We start from the raw sequence: 18,449 nt of genomic DNA, 5'->3' as shown, positions 1-18,449 counted from the left end.
TTGGAGTTTATGATTTTTGTCAGATACCTCAATAATTTTAGAGCATTCAATTCTCAATACGGTTTTCAGGAATTAGTTTTGTGCTAAATATCTTCCACAATGAAATACGTCCTTGGACTCCTATTCGCCCTCACACTTACCTCTGCTCATTCTCAATCTGTCCGTGATCAGTACGACACAGTTTATACCGCGGGAATCAGTGCACGCACATTGCCGGGATATTCATGGTACCAGACGTTTACAGCAGGATTGAGTGGTAACCTCGACAGAGTTGACCTTGGGTTTTTCAATTTTATTTCCGGATTGGGAACTCTTGAAATTATTGAAGGTGCCGGAATAGGCGGAAATGTTTTGTATTCAAGTCCGGTTAACGTCTCTTGCCCTTCCGGAAATTGTCTGCTGCCATTTGTAGTGAATTGTAATGTGACAAGCGGATCTGTTTATACCATCTTTTTTGTTCCGGGAAATGGAATTCCTGATCCTTACGGAGTACAGGCTGATGCCGGTAATACATATATGGGCGGCGATATGTATCTGATCGATCCAAGCGGAACGTACCCATTCAATATGGATTTGATTTTCGCGACTTATGTGAAAGCGAAAGAAACAGGTTTGGAAGAAGCATTGGTTCGCCCGGGCGACTATTACACCATTGTGAATTCATCCGTGATTCTGGCTGAAAATTGTAAGGGAAAGTTGTATTCTATGGAAGGCAAAAAGATGAATCCCGAAAACTTATCTTCCGGCCTGTATTTTCTCCGGGTTTCGAGCTCCGACAAGTACTATTCCTTTAAGATTTTCATTCAACGATAATGGAAAGGACGAAAAACATTCGTTTTCTTTGAAATTTCCCAATTGAGAATCAGGCAGGACATTAATGAGCATACATGAAAACCCTTCTTTTCTACAAATTAAATACAGATTTCAGGTCTATACTTGCAACGATTCAAGACCGGGGAAATCCATGCTTTTATTGCTTACATATTTGCTCATGAAAAAGATAAAGAAGGCTTTTGTGCTTGTCTTGTTTTTCTGCCTGGCAATTCCCGTTAACCGCGCTCAGAATATTTATATTAATTTTAAAGATGGGAGTCATGTTCAATATGCTCTGACGGATATCCGAAGTATCCTTGTTTCAGGCGATACAATGAGGTTGAACAAAACAGATGGTACCACACTTGCCTGGCCGGAATCGAATATTGGAAATTACAATTACAAAGGGATTTTGTATGGAATTTCTGAATTGGAAATATTGAAGGATGCCACCGTTTATCCCAATCCCGGCAAAGGGCCTTTTACTATTCAATATCAATTGCTGAAAAATAGTAAAGTGATTGTTGACATTATGGACATACACGGGAAGAAGGTTCGTCAATTGAAAGCGGAAAATCAATCAGTCGGAATCAACAATCTTGTATGGGACGGTTTGGACGCGAACAGGAATTTGGTGAGTGCCGGAATTTATCTTTGTAAAATCAGTACCGGAAATAATTTTATTTCGAAAAGGATTCTCGTCAATTAAATCAATATTATCAATCATCTTCAGATGAAAAATTTCATCCTGCCTTTTCTGCTTGCTTTTGTTGTGCAGGTATTCGGGCAATCCACGATGAACATCCACAAAACTGACGGTTCGGTTTTACAAATTCCAATTTCCGAAATTGACAGTGTTACGTACACAGTTGCGCCCGGGAGTCTGTTTACTCAAGGTGCCGGTGTCAGTGATCTTGAAGGACATTTTTACGCAAGCATTATCGTTGGCAACCAGGAGTGGATGGCAGAAAACCTGAATACTTCTCTTTATTCCAATGGCGATACCATTCCAAATATCAGCAACAACAACCAGTGGAGTGTGCTTACTACCGGAGCATGGTCTTATTACAACAACGATCCGCAATTTGAAAACCCTTATGGGAAACTTTACAACTGGTTCACAGTTGTGGATGCAAGAAATGTTTGTCCATCGGGATGGCACACACCCAGCGATAATGAATGGAATGTTCTGCTGAGCAATTTAGGCGGAGCAAGTGCAGCCGGTGGAAAAATGAAAGAGGCCGGTATCCTACACTGGACCGATCCCAATGTAAATGCCGATAACACCGGAGGCTTCACCGGTTTGCCGGGAGGTTATCGTCTGAACACAGGAACTTCAATGAACATGTTTGACTATGGTTACTGGTGGAGTTCGGTAGAATACAATCCGGGGACAGCCGCATATTATTGTTCGCTCTGGAATAACAATGGTCTGGCTCGGGTTGCTTTTAATTATGAAGCGTATGGGTTGTCGGTGAGGTGTGTGAAGGACTGATTTTTTTTTCGCGCTAAGGCGCAGCACAAAACCTCTGTGCGATACTCCGTGTTCCTCGGTGGTTAAAAAGAATCCCTTTTAATTGCTTACTGTCTTTTATCCAATGTAGAAATTTTAATCGTATGAGTTTTTTTTAACGCGGAGAGACTCAGAGTTCCGCACAGATTAGCAAGAGGATTAGCGAAAAAAAAATCTCGGCTTGGCAATTTATTTTCTAAAGTCAATTTTCTTGCGAATATATTTAGGACACCTCTATCAAATTGAATGGTTAGTTTTAGAAATTTTGACTTTAAATTCCAATTATTAAAAACAAATCATCGTCAAACAAACCCCGAAGCGAAGCGAGGGTAATGTTATTATACTGAGTAAAAGGGTGTCGACATATTTACCTGAAATGATATTACCAAATTAACTAAAAGATCTCTGCGAGATGACGATCGTAGGTTTAACGATTGTGTCGTCCTTTCCCGCCGAACATATTTGGTAAAACGAAACAAGGTTTGTTCGGCGGGAAAGGACGACACTCATCAGAACGAGCAGCTGTCATCTCGAAGAGATCCTTTAGGTCAATTGAAAATAAATTGGTTTATTATCCTAATGACATTAGCGGTGAGGTGCGAGCGTAAAACGGGTCGTGTGGAAATAAGAAGTTAAATACTATCATTCCAAATTTTTAAATTATTATTATAAAATATACCCAACAGGTGACGGTTAATTTTTTCTTCCCTCCCGGGAAACAGGCGCAATGATTTGGTTTCATTTTTTTTTATCTTGTGTAGACCATTGAACAACTTTACTCTTCATAACAATGAAAAAAATCTATCTTTTTCTTTTTACATTTTTCCCGCTGCTGACTTTTTCACAAATCCCCGACTGGCGGTTCGGATTTGAATACAATGAAACTGATCCGGGGCTGTGGGGGATCACTGAGCAGACACATGACAGCATACAACACAATCTTGGTGAGGTAACGAGAAATCAGTCTGTAAGAGGGGGAATAAATATTAATTCCATCGGTGGCGGCTGGGACGGGATGCAAAGCGGATCGGGAGCACCGATTAATTTTTCGAACACCGACAGCTGGGTACAGCGTCTTCAGCGAAATGGTTTTGAACTTGTCTGGAATCTGGAACCAAACGCGACATGGTCTTTCGTGAACAATCCGGATTGCATCATTCCTCCCGGTTTGCAGATTCCGGAATGCGCGCCTGATTCCAATCACTGGAACGACTGGTATCATTATGTTCGCAGTGTGGTTGAACGTTATGACGGTGATGGAGACAGTGATATGGTGGGACTCGTGAAACCTGTTCGCTATTACATCATGGAGCAGGAAATTTATTACAGCGGCGCGGCGAACGGCATCGCCGGAGATTCAGGAGAAGCGGCAGGTTATGGATATTGGGAAGACAATATTCAAAATCTCATTCGCCTCCACGAAGTGGCCTACCAGGCCATTCACGACGCGGATCCGAGCGGAAATACAAAACTCGTCGGCAGCGGCGCACTCTTATTTGATCTCTACGGAGATTTCCCGGATTACCCGAACACCAACGGTACAATTACTCAATCCCGGATTAACGGGAACAATCTGATGTCGGCATCCTATGCGCATGGATGGGACAGTCTGGCCCGCATGCTGACATTACTTGGTGTAGACACGCCACTGAAGAAATGCGACTACATCGGATGGCATCCTCACATCAACTGGAAATCTACGGATCAATGCATGAAGCTGATTAAACAGTATGCTCCCGGAAAACCGATTTTCATTGACGACATGTGGTCCAACATTCTCACGTCTATCTTTCCACACAATGGCTTTACGCAATTCATCGGAGGTGATTCACTGGAAGGAGATTTTCCAAACAGCACTGTCGCGAGTTACAATGCATTGTACAATGGACTGGAAAATCACGATAGTACCGTGATCAATTGGTACAATGCCAAAGGAGCCCGTGACGCGGTGAAATGTTTTGCTGTCGTTTTTGGAGAAGGCGCAGAACGCGCGGAGTTTTCGCTGAGCAACGATCCGAATCCACACAATCCTATCCTCTATCCATTCACTTATCCATACCGTTATACAGGCATGATGGGAAAAGTAAATGAAGGCTTTGCGCCCAAACCTGTTTTGTACACGATGCAACTGTTGGTAGACAAGATTCACGATTTCACGACGGTCAGTCGGGTGAATATCAGTGGCAATCCGTACACCAGAGTTTACAAATTTGATCGTCAGCGTGGGACATCCTGTTTCATTGCCTGGAGCGAAAGCAATCGGCATCCGATCGATCCTCATGTACCGAATGGAGAAACGGTAGCTATTCCTGTGATTTCCGATTCGCTGTTGAAAACAACGATTATCACCGGTGCAGGTATTACACATCCGGATAGTTCATTTGTATTTTCAGGTTCAGGATTTTATTCTGTTCAGCTGGGTTTCGAACCGATTATTTTGGAAGAGACAGAGAGCACAGTTGGCATTGCTGAAACAAAAACATCCGCATTAAAAATTTATCCTAACCCCGCGCAGAAGGAAATTCACATTGAGCTGAACAGCAACAAAATATTTGAAAACGCAAAGCTTAAAGTGTATGACTCCAATGCACGGTTAATTTATTCCATAGAAAAACAAAGTGGAAAAACAATCACCCTCCACATCGGAACCTGGGCTCGTGGTCAGTACAAGGTTGTGCTCGAAACGGAGAGCGGGGTAGTTTGTGAGGGAGTGGTGGTGCAGTGAATTCGTTGTTGGTTGTTGGTTGTTGGGACGGGGTGGCGCTTGAAAATTTATGTTCAATTTTCTTGGTATTAAGTATAAGGTATAAAGTATTAGGTATCGGGAACAAAGCACTAACCACTAACCACTAAGCACTAACCACTAAGCACTAAGCACTAAGCACTAAGCACTAAATTCAATCAACTCAAATCAAAAGCCGGAAGCGGGAACTCACTAAACGTGTCCCCAATTCTCCCCTGACTTTATTCTGTAAAGCTGCATTTCGCTGATGCCGAACTGGGAGGCGATGTCGCGCATGAGGGAGCGGCGGTTTTTGTCGAAGATCTTTTGTTTGATCAGCTTTACTTTGGTCGCGGTGAGTTTGTGGCCTTTCAGTCGGGTCTTGGCACGGTATGATTTCACCCTTGGACTGCCTTGCTGATGTGTTTCCATTTCCACTTTGCTAGCCCAACGAAGGTTGCTGACTTTATTGTTCAACTTATTGTAATCCAGGTGAATAACATAAGTCCGGGAGCTGCTTCCCTTTTTACTAAAGTACTCAGCGACAAGCTTATGGATATAAAACTGGTAGTCTTTCTGATTGATTTTCAGCTTGAGTGCTGCATAACCATTCACCACGGCACCTTTTAGTATCTTCTTGTCTGCCAGTGTTTCACGAAAGCTGCAGACCCTTCCGAGGTTAGAAATGCCGTAATGAGTCCTTTGTTTTTTTGCGCCGAGGTGGATTTCTTTCCAGACCTCCTGTTTTTTTGCTGTCATAGATAAGGTTCAGTTTATTACAGATGATTAAAAATTCCCTGATTTTAATCTTTTGAAATGCGGTTAGGGGCATATACATTTGCCAAAATTAAAACCAACAAGACCCTGAATTGTTTAATTCAAGGTTACATTTTTGAAATTGGACATCGGCTGGTGTCCTTACAACGTTCCGGACTATGATTGCAGCTCTAAAAATGTTTTACACGACAGTTGGTCGTAAACTTGTAATGGCCCTCACCGGCTTGTTTCTGTGTGTGTTCCTGTTGGAACACCTCTACGGAAATTTACAATTGTACAAATTGGACGGTGGCCATGCTTTCAACAGTTACGGTGAATTCCTGGTACGGAACATTGTCATCAGGGCTGTGGAATACGTCCTGTTCGCTGGATTCATCATCCATGCCATTGACGCTCTTTACCTGACTCTCCACAACCGCAAAGCGCGTCCTGTACGCTATGCCGTTAGTCATCAGTCGGGCAATAGCAGCTGGTTTTCCCGCAACATGGGACTGACCGGATCTGTTATCCTTGTGTTCCTTGTCATTCACCTGAAGACTTTCTTTGTCTCTCACCGTTTTCTTGGGGCAGACACAAGTATGGCTCACGATGTAGCAGCGGCTTTTCAGTCGAACTGGTATGCCGCCCTTTACCTCTTCGCGATGGTATTGCTGGGAGCGCATTTGAACCACGGCTTTCAATCCGCGTTTCAGACGCTTGGCTGGAACAATCACAAATACATGAAACCGTTTAAGATTGTTGGAACCTTGTTTGCCTTACTCATCATGATTGGTTTTGGTTCCTTCCCGATCATGTTCTACTTCGATTTATGTGGTGTGGCTACTAATATTCTCGGACAATAAATTTTCCAAAAAGAAGAAAGCCCGGCCAACCTCAATCATTACCTGCTTATTCTGCGCAAACCGCGTGAACTATGAACAAACTAGATTCTAAGATTCCAGAAGGTCCTCTTGAAACCAAGTGGACAAAGTACAAATCCACTGTACGCCTTGTAAATCCTGCCAATAAAAGACGGATTGAAGTTCTTGTTATCGGTTCCGGTTTGGCCGGGGCCTCCGCGGCTGCCGCTCTTGCCGAACTCGGATACACTGTAAAATGTTTCTGCTTCCAGGACAGTCCGCGCAGAGCGCACTCCATCGCCGCGCAGGGTGGAATCAATGCCGCGAAGAATTACGCGAACGACGGTGACAGTGTGTACCGTTTGTTTTATGATACAGTGAAAGGTGGCGACTATCGTGCACGAGAAGCGAATGTGTATCGTCTTGCCGAAATTTCTAACGAAATCATTGATCAATGCGTGGCCCAAGGTGTTCCTTTCGCGCGTGAATACGGTGGCTTGCTCGACAACCGTTCTTTCGGTGGTGTACAGGTTTCCCGTACTTTTTATGCTCGCGGACAAACAGGACAACAGTTGTTGCTTGGCGCTTACAGTGCATTGTCAAGACAAATTGACAAAGGCGGTGTTAAAATGTACAACCGTCATGAGATGGTGGAGATGGTGATGATCGACGGAAAAGCCCGTGGTATTATTGCCCGCGATCTGGTGACAGGAGAACTGGAGCGTCATTTCGGTCATGCTGTTGTTCTTGCAACCGGCGGTTATGGCAATGTATTTTATCTGAGTACAAACGCGATGGGCAGTAATACTACTGCTATCTGGAAAGCATATAAAAAAGGAGCCTATTTTGGCAATCCTTGTTTCACACAAATTCACCCGACCTGTATTCCGGTTTCCGGAGAATATCAGAGCAAGCTTACGCTGATGAGTGAAAGTTTGCGTAACGATGGTCGTGTGTGGGTTCCGAAAGCAAAAGGTGATAAACGTAAAGCGGAAGAAATTCCTGATGAAGAGCGGGATTATTATCTCGAGCGCCGTTATCCGGCATTCGGAAATCTTGTTCCTCGTGACGTGGCTTCACGCGCGGCGAAACAAGTTTGTGATGAAGGCCGTGGTGTGGGTCCGTCAGGACTTGCTGTATTCCTGGATTTCCGCGATTCGATCAAACGTCTTGGACGTCCGGTGATTGAAGAGCGTTACGGAAACCTTTTTGAGATGTATGAAAAAATTACCGGTGACGATCCGTATCATACTCCGATGCGTATTTATCCGGCAGTTCACTATACGATGGGTGGTCTTTGGGTAGATTACAACCTGATGACAACTATTCCGGGCTTGTATGCACTGGGTGAATGTAATTTCTCCGATCACGGAGCGAATCGTCTCGGAGCTTCCGCTTTGATGCAGGGACTTGCTGACGGTTATTTCGTGATTCCATATACCATTGGTGATTATCTCGCTGATGAAATCCGTACCGGCTCCACTCCTACTTCGCATCCTGCGTTTGAAGAAGCAGAGAAAGCGGTGAAAGAAAGAATCGACAAGCTGATGTCTGTGAAAGGCAAGCAAACAGTTGAGGATCTTCACAAAAAACTCGGCAAGATCATGTGGGATTATTGTGGTATGGGAAGAAATGCGGAAGGACTTACCAAAGCTTTGGGAATGGTTCGTGAATTGAGAAAAGAATTCTGGAGTGATGTTCGTATTCCTGGCGGTCCGATGGAATTCAATACCGAGCTCGACAAAGCCGGACGTGTGGCGGATTTCATTGAACTCGGCGAATTGATGATCCTTGATGCGCTCAATAGAAAAGAATCCTGCGGTGGTCACTTCCGTGAAGAATCACAAACCGAAGAAGGTGAAGCGAAACGCGATGATGTCAACTTCAGCTTTGTTTCTGCCTGGGAGTTTAAAGGAGAAGGACAGGAACCTGTAATGAACAAAGAAGATCTGAAATTTGAAGTTGTGCACCCAACGCAGAGATCCTATAAGTGAGTTATGAATTATGAGTTATGAATTATGAATTATGAATTTGGCATAGTAAATTGAGAGTACAAGGCTCTTAGCATATGGTCTTTGTACTTAATACTTAATACTTAATACCTTATACCCAAAATATGGGAGACACTATCAACCTCAAACTCAAAATCTGGCGTCAGAAGAATGCAAAAGAAAACGGACGCTTTGAAATATATGACATGCCGGGAGTGAATACGCACATGTCATTCCTTGAAATGCTGGACGTACTCAACGACCGTTTGGTTCGTGAAGGAAAAGATCCTGTCGCATTTGACCACGATTGCCGCGAGGGAATCTGCGGAATGTGTTCGATGTACATCAATGGTCGCGCGCATGGTATGTTGAAAGGAACAACTACCTGTCAGCTCCACATGCGTCATTTCCACGATGGCGAAACCGTTACGATTGAGCCCTGGAGAGCGACTGCTTTCCCTGTGATTCGTGACCTCGTGGTGGACCGCACAGGTTTTGAAAAAATCATGCAGGCCGGTGGATATATTTCTGTCAGTACAGGAAATGCACCTGACGCGAACGGATTGCCAATCGAAAAAGCAAAAGCTGACGAAGCCTTTGACGCGGCAGCCTGTATCGGTTGCGGCGCATGCGTTGCGTCCTGTAAAAATGCTTCCGCGATGCTTTTCCTTTCCGCGAAAGTTTCACAATTTGCTTTGCTTCCGCAAGGTCAGCCGGAGCGTCGTGAACGAGTATTGAGAATGGTTGCCGCGCATGACGAAGCCGGATTTGGCAGCTGCACCAACACGGGAGCCTGTGAATCTGAATGTCCGAAAGGAATTTCGATTTCGCACATTGCACGTTTGAACAGGGAATATTTGTTTGCAAGTTTGACTAAAGAGTAATTTGCGTATTGCATCAGTTTATTCCTGAATAAATATTTTTTTTCCGATCCTGCCGACTTGTTCCGCAGGATCGTTTTTTTTCAGACCTCCTTCAATTTTTTTTATACCTTTCTGAATAAATTCTTTAACCATGATATTCTCTATTCCCCTCATCCTTCTGATCATTGCAGTACTACTTGTGTTCATGGGCTTCGTTACTGTTCAACAGGGAACGATTGCCGTGATTACAATGTTTGGAAAATACCGGCGCATCATGTTGCCGGGACTGAACATCAAAATACCTCTGATTGAACAGGTACATCGTCGTGTTTCCATCCAGAACCGTTCTGTGGAACTGGAATTCCAGGCCATTACCATTGACCAGGCAAATGTTTATTTCAAAGCCATGTTGCTTTATTCTGTAATCGATAATGATGAAAAAAACATCATCAATGTAGCTTTCAAATTTTTTGATGATAAAAATTTCATGCAGGCATTGATACGTACGATTGAAGGATCCATTCGTGGTTATGTCGCGACGAAAAAGCAGGCTGAAATTCTCGGTTTGCGTAAGGATATCACCGATCACGTGAAAGAGCAAATTGACATTACTCTTGAAGACTGGGGTTATCACCTGAAAGATCTTCAGTTGAATGATATCACTTTCGACGATGTAATCATGAAATCCATGAGCCAGGTTGTGGCATCCAACAACCTGAAAGCTGCCGCGGAAAACGAAGGTCAGGCTTTGCTGATCACAAAAACAAAAGCTGCAGAGGCGGAAGGTAACGCGATTAAAATCTCCGCTGCCGCAGAACGTGAAGCTGCACAGATGCGCGGACAAGGTGTGGCATTGTTCCGTCAGGAAGTCGCGAAAGGTATGACTGAAGCCGCGAAAGAATTACAACAGGCGAATCTTGACACATCAGTTATACTTTTCAGCATGTGGACAGAAGCTGTTAAAAATTTCGGAGAATCCGGAAAAGGAAATGTCATATTCCTGGATGGTTCGCCTGATGGCATGCAAAAGACCATGAAGCAAATGATGGCGATGAATACTTTGCAGGACGGAAAAGGATAATCACAGAATTTTTTTAAAACACCGGGTATCACAGATAAAATTTTGCTGTGATTCCCGGTGTTTTATTTATGGGTAATTCAGTTAACCACTATAATTTTTTTCACCAATTGCAATTCATTTCCCAAAGCAGTACAGGTGTATATACCTGGAGGTAAATTTGAGATATCCAAAGTGAAATCGCTGGTGTTTGCTTTGAAAGATTTTTCCATTATCAAATGCCCGAGATTATTTCTCAAGGTCAAGGTTACATTTTCATTTAGCACATTTGAAAATTCAAAATGCATCAATGAATTGGAGGGATTCGGGTATGCCCTGAGATTATCACTTGTCTTTGATTTTATACTTTCTATTTCTGCAAATACGGTTGCCTGCACAACTACAAGATCACTGGAAGATAAATTATTGTTTACCTGATCACAGGTTCCCGGTTCGGCGAAAGATGTTCCAGGCGCGATGTCACGCTGATAAACGACAGTTGGATTTTGTACGGCTGAGACACGAGCCATAGATGGAAATACAGCTTCCTGAAATTCACCATAACCACCTGCATTCATATCAGGCACAAGATCTACGGCAGAACCCCATGTTTGTCCATTGTCCGCCGAAGAGAAGCTGAAAATATGACGGTGGGCCTGCTTCCAATCAGCTGTATCAGCGAGTTCTGCGATGGACTGGTAAGCAACGTACAAAACATTTGAAGCATCTACACTTGCTGTTGGATACTGAGTGAGTCCGCCATCATAATTACCAAAAGGCAAAGAACATGTAGGATCAAAAGGATAATCAATTCTTTGATTTCCGTTCAAATCCTGAGCAGCGGCAATTTGGACCGGGGAATTCGGAAACCAGGTGTCTTTCCAATAACACAATCCATCTGAATAATGATCCACCAATAATCCTTCTCCGGGCTGTGTTCCGGGTTGGGAACAAACTACTTTGAGTCGTGAATACCAGACATGACAAACACCGGAATTATCAATCAATACAAAGGGATCTCCACCGTTGGAATCCAGAGTATCCGCGATTGCATCTGAATTGGTATCCGTGATCATTGTAGTCTGATCATAAAACGGAATAGGAAATGAATGAACAATGGTGGAGGTCCATGTATTTCCGCCGTCAGTTGATTTCAGCAATCCAACATCCGTTTTAGGATCACCATAAGCAATCGCGACAATGTTGTCTTTGCAATCAATGGAATATGAACCCGGATTAAATCCCAGGTAATGAGAAGCATCGAGTGCAGGCAGCACCAAACGGGAAACGAGCCATGTTAGCCCTCCATCCGTTGACCGGGAATACACAATCGGATAAGTTTGCCCTGCAAAAGGGGCTGGATTATTTCCTCCTCCACTCCAGATAGCATGAACCGTTTGCTGATTCGATCCGCCGGTTGCCACTCGTGGTTGCGCATCGTAGGTAGGAAAAACACCAAAAGAATTTGTATCCAAAGACCACGGTCCGATACCTTTCACCGGGCGGTGTTTCATCACAATACCCGAATCTGTTTCTAGAAAAATCATTTCCTGGTACAATGGTGTCACTGCAAGGGCAGGATAAAGTGCAGGACCAGCACTGACACTCGTATCGAATACCCAGGAGAATCCATCATAATAAGTATACCATACGTGACGATCAGGATAATTCGCATTCGCGTTTGGACTGAAAGTGCAACAAGCTGAAATAGTTCCATCGAAATTATTTACCACCCGTGTCGGACTCGAACCAATCCATTGCAAATCATAATAAGTAAAGCCAATCACTTCTTCCTGTACGCTATTCGTACGATCCGAACTAACTGGAACCTTGTCTTTTTCATTCGATCGAACAACATCCTGATTTGACTGAGCGCCGGAGAATAATGGTAAAAACAGTAGCAGCTGGTAGAGTTTTGTTTTCATATCTTATAAAATAAGTACCATAAATAAAAATGAACTCTATTTAAAAAATGAATCAATTGAAAACTTTCGAAAGCAATTTTTCAAAATCGAAATTATCCTTAGCAAATTGAGTGATTGTCATTCAATAATCAAATTTAGCAATAATTAAATTAGAGTCAGTTTGAATTAAAATTGCCTTAGAAAGAGCAAAAGGTCATTATTGGAATTCGGCAGAGATCCTTTCAAATTATTAATACCCTCGCAAATTCTTCTATTTCTACAGTTTTGCTACATTTGATCTATCTGATTCCATTCAATGACCCGATCCTTCAGAACTCTGAATCTGCTGCTGATAATAGTGTTAGCAGCATGTCAAAATAATCCTTCCAATACCATGCAAACTGAAACAACACCCGCAGCAGTGATTGTAAAAGATCCGCACACTTTCGCCCATCCGGATGAAGCAGTGATCAAACATCTTGATCTTGATCTCCAGGTTGATTTTGAGAAAAAAATTCTAACCGGTACTGCACGCATAGAATTCGAAAGAAAAAAGGAAATAAGTCAGTTGATTCTCGATACCCGCGATCTCACAATTCAAAAGGTATTGATGAATGACGCCGAAAAACCGCTTGCCTTTCAGCTTGGAGATACGGTTCCATATCTGGGCAGAGCCCTGGTCGTGAATCTTACTCCCGAAACAAAATTTATTACTATTTACTATTCAACCTCCCCTTCCGCCGCGGCATTGCAATGGCTCACACCGGAACAAACTGCCGGAAAAAAATCACCATTCCTTTTCACACAGTCGCAAGCAATTCTCGCCCGTACCTGGGCACCGGTGCAGGATAGTCCGGGGATACGATTCACCTATTCCGCAACAGTACATGTGCCGTCCGGTTTAATGGCGGTGATGAGCGCGGAAAATCCACAACAGAAATCTGCTGATGGTGTCTACCATTTCAAAATGCCACAACCGATTCCGGCTTATTTGCTGGCACTGGCTGTGGGTGATTTTGTTTTCAAACCGCTGGATAAAAGAACCGGTGTTTATGCCGAACCTGTGACCGTTGACAAAGCCGCTTGGGAATTTGTTGATCTTCCAAAAATGGTGGATGCCGCTGAAAAATTATACGGGCCTTATGCCTGGGGACAATACGATGTGATTGTACTTCCTCCCAGTTTTCCATTTGGTGGTATGGAGAATCCACGTGTTACTTTCGCGACACCGACAATACTCGCAGGAGACCGTTCGCTTACAACACTGATTGCTCATGAACTTGCACATTCCTGGAGCGGAAATCTTGTCACCAATGCGACATGGAATGATTTCTGGATGAATGAAGGTTTCACCGTCTATTTTGAAAACCGCATCATGGAATCGCTTTACGGTAAAGACGTTTCCGATATGCAAAGTCTGCTTGGTTTTGAAGACCTGAAAGAAACAATAGCCGAATTTGGTGACACAAGCGCTGATACGCATCTGAAATTAAATCTCGAAGGACGTGATCCGGATGACGGAATGAATGATGTAGCGTATGAAAAAGGTCATTTCCTACTCCTGTTGATGGAGCAAACTGTCGGCCGCGAAAAATTTGACGCATTCCTGAACAAACATTTCAGTAGTCATGCTTTTCAAACGATCAGCACCGAACAATTTATTGAGGAATACAATCGTGATCTGATCGGGAACGATACAGCCAGCGCGAAAAAAATAGACATCGACAGATGGGTGTACGGTCCGGGTATTCCGGATAATTGTCCGAAAATTCATTCCGTACTTTTTGAAGAAGTGTCAAAACAGGTGGACGCCTGGAAAAAAGGAGCTTCGGCATCTTCGCTGCAGACAAAAAAATATACTACCAACGAATGGATTCGTTTCCTTCGCTATCTCCCTTCTACTCTGAGTGAAAACCAAATGAAAGAGCTGGACGAGACATTTCATTTCAGCAAAACAGGTAATTCAGAAATACTTTTCTGCTGGCTCGAGCTGGTAATCGCGAATAAATACACAAAGAATTATCCTGCTTTAAAGGAGTTTTTATTTCAGGTTGGAAGACGCAAATTTGTCAAACCGTTATATGCAGCGCTGGCTAAAAGTCCGGAAGGAAAAATTCTCGCGAAAGAAATTTATTCCACAGCCCGACCGAACTACCATCCGATTACGCAGGCAACGATTGATGAATTGTTAAACTAAACTTTGCAACCTTCGCAAAAAGGAAGCGAAGGAAAAAATGCAAAGCAGATGAATCATGATGATGTTTTCCCTGAGGACTTTCTGAACGATGAAGATGAGCCCGGTATTCATTTTCACTTGGTGAATTTCTCAGGTGACAAAGCTGAGCCCGATTTCGATGAGCTATTAGGCCTTAAAGATTTTGAGGCCTCTCAGAAGGAATTCATACGAACGCCTTTGTTTAAAAAGGCAATTTCCATTTTAACAATATCGGAAGCGATTTCTGATAATCTTGTGGAAGAAGCAAAGCAATTTTGTTTTCACGATCACCTCTTCCAGGCTGCCAATGTACTTTTCGGGAAGCTCATGAGCATTCAGGTGGAGAAATTTTATTCCGATAAAATGGAAAAAGCCACGGTGGTCAAGAATGCTGCTAAAGAGCTTGCTGTGATCGGATTGATTTGCTCACATCAGAAGTTTGGTGATGCACATCATCTGGCTTTGCTTGCTGAAGAAATGGATGAATTCCGGAATTTGTTTAATGAATGGGTAAAAAACTTTGACTCATCTGTTGATACAAATGATGAATGGGCAATTGGATTTCATTATAAAAAGCCACAGATTCCAGATTAAACATTCTTGTGCTCTCTTCAGTTAATTCTTTATTCATCGGAGTAAAGAGCGAAAAGATTTATTTGGATGACTTTTTAAGTTCCACCCAGGAGCGCACATTTTCCGTTAAAAGTGATAAAGGCAAAGAACCATTGGTGAGAATAACATCATGAAATTCCCTGATATCATATTTTTCACCTAAGCTCTTGCGCGCATATTCCCTCAGTTCAAGAATTTTCATCATGCCGATTTTGTATCCTGTAGCCTGAGAGGGCCAAACGATATAACGATCAATTTCTTTTTTACAATCTCCTTCAGGGTTCGGTGTGTTTTTAATAAAATATTCAAAAGCCTGCTGGCGGGTCCATTTTTTATAATGGATACCTACATCAACTACAAGTCGGGCAGCCCGAAATACTTCGTTGGCAAGACGGCCAAAGTCTGAATAAGGATTTTTATAGAAGCCATATTCTTTTGGTAACAATTCCGCATACAGCGCCCAGCCTTCGACATAAGCGACATTTCCCCCATGTGTACGAAACTTGGGCAAATCCTGTAATTCCTGGGCTATGGCAATTTGCATGTGATGACCAGGAATGCCTTCATGGTAAGCTAATGCTTCAGCCTGGTAGATCGGCTGATCACTCATGTTGTATAAATTAATGTAATAAGTTCCGGGCCTTTTTCCATCCTGCGAAGGATCTTCGTAGAATGCACCGCCAACAGATTGTTCACGGAACGGTTCAACCGCCTTCACTACAATTGCGGCTTTCGGTTTGGTTTTGAAAATCAGATCTAGTTTTTCACGCATGGTATCGATGATACCTGTAGCGAGGTCTTTGTACTTCTGACGACCTTCTTTGGTATTTGCAAAATAGAACTGCGGGTCTTTCCTCATGAAAGCGAAGAACTCATGCAGGTTATCCTTCCTCCAACCGAGATCCTTCATGATTTTACGCATCTCTGTATGAATCCGTGTTACCTCTGATTCACCTATCAGGAACACTTCTTCCGGTTTTAGATCAGTTGTAGTTGTGCTGTGTAATGCATAAGCATAAAACCTATCTCCTTCCGGCCATTTCCATGCTCCATCAATAGTGGTCGCTTTTTTCTCAAGTTCCCTGGTGTAGGCAAGTAATTTCTCGTAAGCAGGTTTTACAACATTTTTCAATGCGGCCCTGCATTTATTAGTCAGCTCATATTTCTGGCCGGATGGAATTTTCGCTGTTTTAATTTTGGAAATAAAGTCTTCAAACAAAGGATTTAGTGATGAAGAGTTCTCCATCGGCTGTCCTTTGGTCATCCTTACCATGTCCGCTTCAATTAGCGGGAAAACGAATTGAGGAGGAATGATGTGCAGACTATCGCGAATTTTCAATCCATCGATATACTGATTAAAAAGTGTGTCCATTACATTCAGCCTGCTGATGTAAGCTTCGGCATCCGAAAGCGATTCAATCGAATGCATGTTGATCAGAAAAGCAGGAACGGATGAATGGAATCCGTCCATTTGGTTCAAAGGATAATTATGAAATCTCCACTTATAATTATCGATTTCTTCCTGAAGTTCGTATTGAAAATATTTGTAACTAATCCTTGTTTGATCATCGAGTTTATCAAAATCAATACTTTTCCTCAGGCTATCCAACTCCAACTTTGCAATTTCCAATTCTTTCTGATCGTATGCATCGCTATGGTCTCTCCATTTACTATAATCTGTCTTTATTCCAAGGTAAGTTTGGTGTTCCGGATTTCTGCTGAGTTCCGCGTCAAAGCAACGGTCAAAAAACTGATTCGCTTTTAAACTTTCCGCACTGATTTCTTCCTTTGGAAAAGGATTTTATTTTTTCTGAATGATTTGAGTTGCAGGATTGCAAAACCAAAACCCAAATACCGAAGCCAATGAGAGTAGTGAGATTAGTTAATTTCATAAAATCAATTCAGCATTGAACGAAGAGGAAGTACAAAAATTCAATGTAAATTTAGCAAAGAATAGTTGAAATAAAGATTTATTCATTATTTTTCTTCCATTCTGGATTGATTAAATCATCCAAAGCAATTATTTAAGACCAAGGATTAATACTACACTATGCTACAAATTCGTCCGGCATCTGAACAGGATCAGTCCGAAATTCTAGCCATCTATAACGAGGCGGTATTGCATACAACGGCGACTTTTGATACTGAACCAAGGTCCATGGAGACTCAAATGGAATGGTTTCGGAAACACAAAGCAAATCATCCGGTTTTAGTAGCCGAGAAAGACGGAAAAATTATTGGCTGGGCTTCTCTTAGTCCATGGAGCGACCGCTGTGCTTACGACACAACCGTTGAAGTTTCGGTTTACCTTGAGCCTGCTTCAAGAGGCATGGGGATAGGAGCGGAATTGCTCAATACGGTGACTTTAGAAGGAGGCAAGTCGAATAATCACACAGTATTATCACGAATAACTTCTGACAACCTTGCCAGTATCCGGATTCATGAAAAGTCCGGTTATAAAACGATAGGTATCATGAAGGAGGTCGGGTTCAAATTTGGAAAATTTTTGGATGTAACCATGATGCAATATATTTATTCCAATAATTTGTAATCGCCTCTATTCTGTAATCAGGTTGAATATGCTTCCTTTATTAAAGGATTAAACTATATTTGGTGAGTTCTCTTGTCTCTTTATACACTAATATTTAATAAATCCATATCTATGAACACTTTCAAAAAAATGATTTTCAGTAGCAATTTGAAGAACCTTGCAGGTAAATTATCCATCCTTATTACGTTAACGATTTTTGCATTCCATGTTGATGCCCAACCGGCAATGAAGAAAGTTTCCAAACCAGACGGGGAACAATTAATGTCAAATTTTAAAGAAAAAAATGCTGAAGCAACTTTACTTGGACAAGCATTTACTAAAGCTCAATTGGAACAATTGATCCAGCAATTTCCCGATTGTAACGCGTTTAATGTTTATTTCGCAATAGATAAAAGCGGAACTTATACCGGCGAAAATCAATACATGCTGCTGCTTGCTCCTGCTGTATTTGATGCAGGAAAAGGCACTTTGAAATACGTGAATGATCCGGGGCATGACAGCTCACTTTATGTTCCATCCATACTTTGTCCAGATCAATGTGGTTTGATGCAGAACAAATAATCACTCAATAACAGACCATATCTTGATGATG

At 42.5% G+C, this 18,449-nt stretch carries 15 protein-coding genes; 12 read left to right on the top strand and 3 right to left on the bottom strand.

Annotated features, from left to right (window positions below):
* Nucleotides 1-99: 99 nt before the first annotated feature.
* The 4 genes from IPP86_02840 to IPP86_02825 all read left to right on the top strand — a co-directional run bounded on the left by IPP86_02840 (nt 100) and on the right by IPP86_02825 (nt 5,051).
* On the top strand, nt 100-813 hold the full coding sequence (locus IPP86_02840) for a T9SS type A sorting domain-containing protein (protein ID MBL0137454.1): 714 nt from the start codon (nt 100-102) through the stop codon (nt 811-813).
* Between the two features lie 178 nt (nt 814-991).
* The gene (locus IPP86_02835) at nt 992-1,522 is read left to right on the top strand and encodes a T9SS type A sorting domain-containing protein (protein MBL0137453.1); all 531 of its coding nucleotides are present in this window, start codon (nt 992-994) and stop codon (nt 1,520-1,522) included.
* 24 nt (nt 1,523-1,546) lie between these two features.
* Nucleotides 1,547-2,308 (top strand): fibrobacter succinogenes major paralogous domain-containing protein, encoded by a 762-nt coding sequence (locus IPP86_02830; protein ID MBL0137452.1) that lies wholly within the window; start codon nt 1,547-1,549, stop codon nt 2,306-2,308.
* Nucleotides 2,309-3,116: 808 nt separating this feature from the next.
* Complete coding sequence (locus IPP86_02825) at nt 3,117-5,051, top strand: T9SS type A sorting domain-containing protein (GenBank protein MBL0137451.1); 1,935 nt, start codon at nt 3,117-3,119, stop codon at nt 5,049-5,051.
* A gap of 210 nt (nt 5,052-5,261) precedes the next feature.
* Here the strand turns inward: IPP86_02825 and IPP86_02820 are convergent, their stop codons facing one another.
* Nucleotides 5,262-5,807, bottom strand: a complete 546-nt coding sequence (locus tag IPP86_02820; protein MBL0137450.1) for a hypothetical protein — start codon at nt 5,805-5,807, stop codon at nt 5,262-5,264.
* Between the two features lie 176 nt (nt 5,808-5,983).
* Between IPP86_02820 and IPP86_02815 the strand changes: the two genes are divergently transcribed.
* The 4 genes from IPP86_02815 to IPP86_02800 all read left to right on the top strand — a co-directional run bounded on the left by IPP86_02815 (nt 5,984) and on the right by IPP86_02800 (nt 10,599).
* A complete protein-coding gene (locus IPP86_02815) occupies nt 5,984-6,667 on the top strand; it encodes a succinate dehydrogenase cytochrome b subunit (protein MBL0137449.1) in 684 nt (227 codons plus the stop codon).
* 71 nt (nt 6,668-6,738) lie between these two features.
* Nucleotides 6,739-8,658, top strand: a complete 1,920-nt coding sequence (locus IPP86_02810; protein ID MBL0137448.1) for a fumarate reductase/succinate dehydrogenase flavoprotein subunit — start codon at nt 6,739-6,741, stop codon at nt 8,656-8,658.
* Nucleotides 8,659-8,780: 122 nt separating this feature from the next.
* Entirely contained in the window at nt 8,781-9,539 is a 759-nt protein-coding gene (locus IPP86_02805; GenBank protein MBL0137447.1) for a succinate dehydrogenase/fumarate reductase iron-sulfur subunit, read from the top strand.
* Between the two features lie 130 nt (nt 9,540-9,669).
* Nucleotides 9,670-10,599: an SPFH domain-containing protein gene (locus IPP86_02800; protein ID MBL0137446.1), complete on the top strand. Its 930-nt coding sequence runs from the start codon at nt 9,670-9,672 to the stop codon at nt 10,597-10,599.
* Nucleotides 10,600-10,676: 77 nt separating this feature from the next.
* Here IPP86_02800 and IPP86_02795 read toward each other — a convergent pair whose 3' ends face one another.
* A complete protein-coding gene (locus tag IPP86_02795; protein ID MBL0137445.1) occupies nt 10,677-12,500 on the bottom strand; it encodes a T9SS type A sorting domain-containing protein in 1,824 nt (607 codons plus the stop codon).
* A gap of 295 nt (nt 12,501-12,795) precedes the next feature.
* On the opposite strand from IPP86_02795, the gene IPP86_02790 reads away from it, so the two are divergent.
* Both IPP86_02790 and IPP86_02785 read left to right on the top strand, forming a co-directional pair.
* Nucleotides 12,796-14,676, top strand: coding sequence for a M1 family metallopeptidase (locus tag IPP86_02790; protein MBL0137444.1), 1,881 nt, complete (start codon nt 12,796-12,798; stop codon nt 14,674-14,676).
* Between the two features lie 3 nt (nt 14,677-14,679).
* On the top strand, nt 14,680-15,288 hold the full coding sequence (locus IPP86_02785; GenBank protein ID MBL0137443.1) for a hypothetical protein: 609 nt from the start codon (nt 14,680-14,682) through the stop codon (nt 15,286-15,288).
* A 58-nt stretch (nt 15,289-15,346) separates the two neighbouring features.
* Here the strand turns inward: IPP86_02785 and IPP86_02780 are convergent, their stop codons facing one another.
* Nucleotides 15,347-17,086 carry a DUF885 domain-containing protein gene (locus tag IPP86_02780; protein MBL0137442.1) on the bottom strand — a complete coding sequence of 580 codons (1,740 nt, stop codon included), beginning with the start codon at nt 17,084-17,086 and terminating at the stop codon, nt 15,347-15,349.
* A 270-nt stretch (nt 17,087-17,356) separates the two neighbouring features.
* Here IPP86_02780 and IPP86_02775 point away from each other — a divergent pair, with 270 nt between their 5' ends.
* Nucleotides 17,357-17,857, top strand: a complete 501-nt coding sequence (locus IPP86_02775) for an N-acetyltransferase (GenBank protein ID MBL0137441.1) — start codon at nt 17,357-17,359, stop codon at nt 17,855-17,857.
* A 111-nt stretch (nt 17,858-17,968) separates the two neighbouring features.
* Entirely contained in the window at nt 17,969-18,418 is a 450-nt protein-coding gene (locus IPP86_02770; protein MBL0137440.1) for a hypothetical protein, read from the top strand.
* Nucleotides 18,419-18,449 lie beyond the last annotated feature (31 nt).

This window comes from Bacteroidota bacterium (genome assembly GCA_016720935.1).
Taxonomy (GTDB): Bacteria; Bacteroidota; Bacteroidia; order AKYH767-A; family 2013-40CM-41-45; genus JADKJP01.
The sequence above is the reverse complement of the archived record's forward strand: the minus strand, read 5'-3'. Positions and strand labels throughout refer to the sequence as shown.

Excerpts from the sequence above, each read along its gene's own strand:
- IPP86_02840 (MBL0137454.1), top strand. The coding sequence starts at position 100 with ATGAAATACGTCCTTGGACTCCTATTCGCCCTCACACTTACCTCTGCT.
- IPP86_02835 (MBL0137453.1), top strand. The coding sequence starts at position 992 with ATGAAAAAGATAAAGAAGGCTTTTGTGCTTGTCTTGTTTTTCTGCCTG.
- IPP86_02830 (MBL0137452.1), top strand. The coding sequence starts at position 1,547 with ATGAAAAATTTCATCCTGCCTTTTCTGCTTGCTTTTGTTGTGCAGGTA.
- IPP86_02825 (MBL0137451.1), top strand. The coding sequence starts at position 3,117 with ATGAAAAAAATCTATCTTTTTCTTTTTACATTTTTCCCGCTGCTGACT.
- IPP86_02820 (MBL0137450.1), bottom strand. The coding sequence starts at position 5,807 with ATGACAGCAAAAAAACAGGAGGTCTGGAAAGAAATCCACCTCGGCGCA.
- IPP86_02815 (MBL0137449.1), top strand. The coding sequence starts at position 5,984 with ATGATTGCAGCTCTAAAAATGTTTTACACGACAGTTGGTCGTAAACTT.
- IPP86_02810 (MBL0137448.1), top strand. The coding sequence starts at position 6,739 with ATGAACAAACTAGATTCTAAGATTCCAGAAGGTCCTCTTGAAACCAAG.
- IPP86_02805 (MBL0137447.1), top strand. The coding sequence starts at position 8,781 with ATGGGAGACACTATCAACCTCAAACTCAAAATCTGGCGTCAGAAGAAT.
- IPP86_02800 (MBL0137446.1), top strand. The coding sequence starts at position 9,670 with ATGATATTCTCTATTCCCCTCATCCTTCTGATCATTGCAGTACTACTT.
- IPP86_02795 (MBL0137445.1), bottom strand. The coding sequence starts at position 12,500 with ATGAAAACAAAACTCTACCAGCTGCTACTGTTTTTACCATTATTCTCC.
- IPP86_02790 (MBL0137444.1), top strand. The coding sequence starts at position 12,796 with ATGACCCGATCCTTCAGAACTCTGAATCTGCTGCTGATAATAGTGTTA.
- IPP86_02775 (MBL0137441.1), top strand. The coding sequence starts at position 17,357 with ATGCTACAAATTCGTCCGGCATCTGAACAGGATCAGTCCGAAATTCTA.
- IPP86_02770 (MBL0137440.1), top strand. The coding sequence starts at position 17,969 with ATGAACACTTTCAAAAAAATGATTTTCAGTAGCAATTTGAAGAACCTT.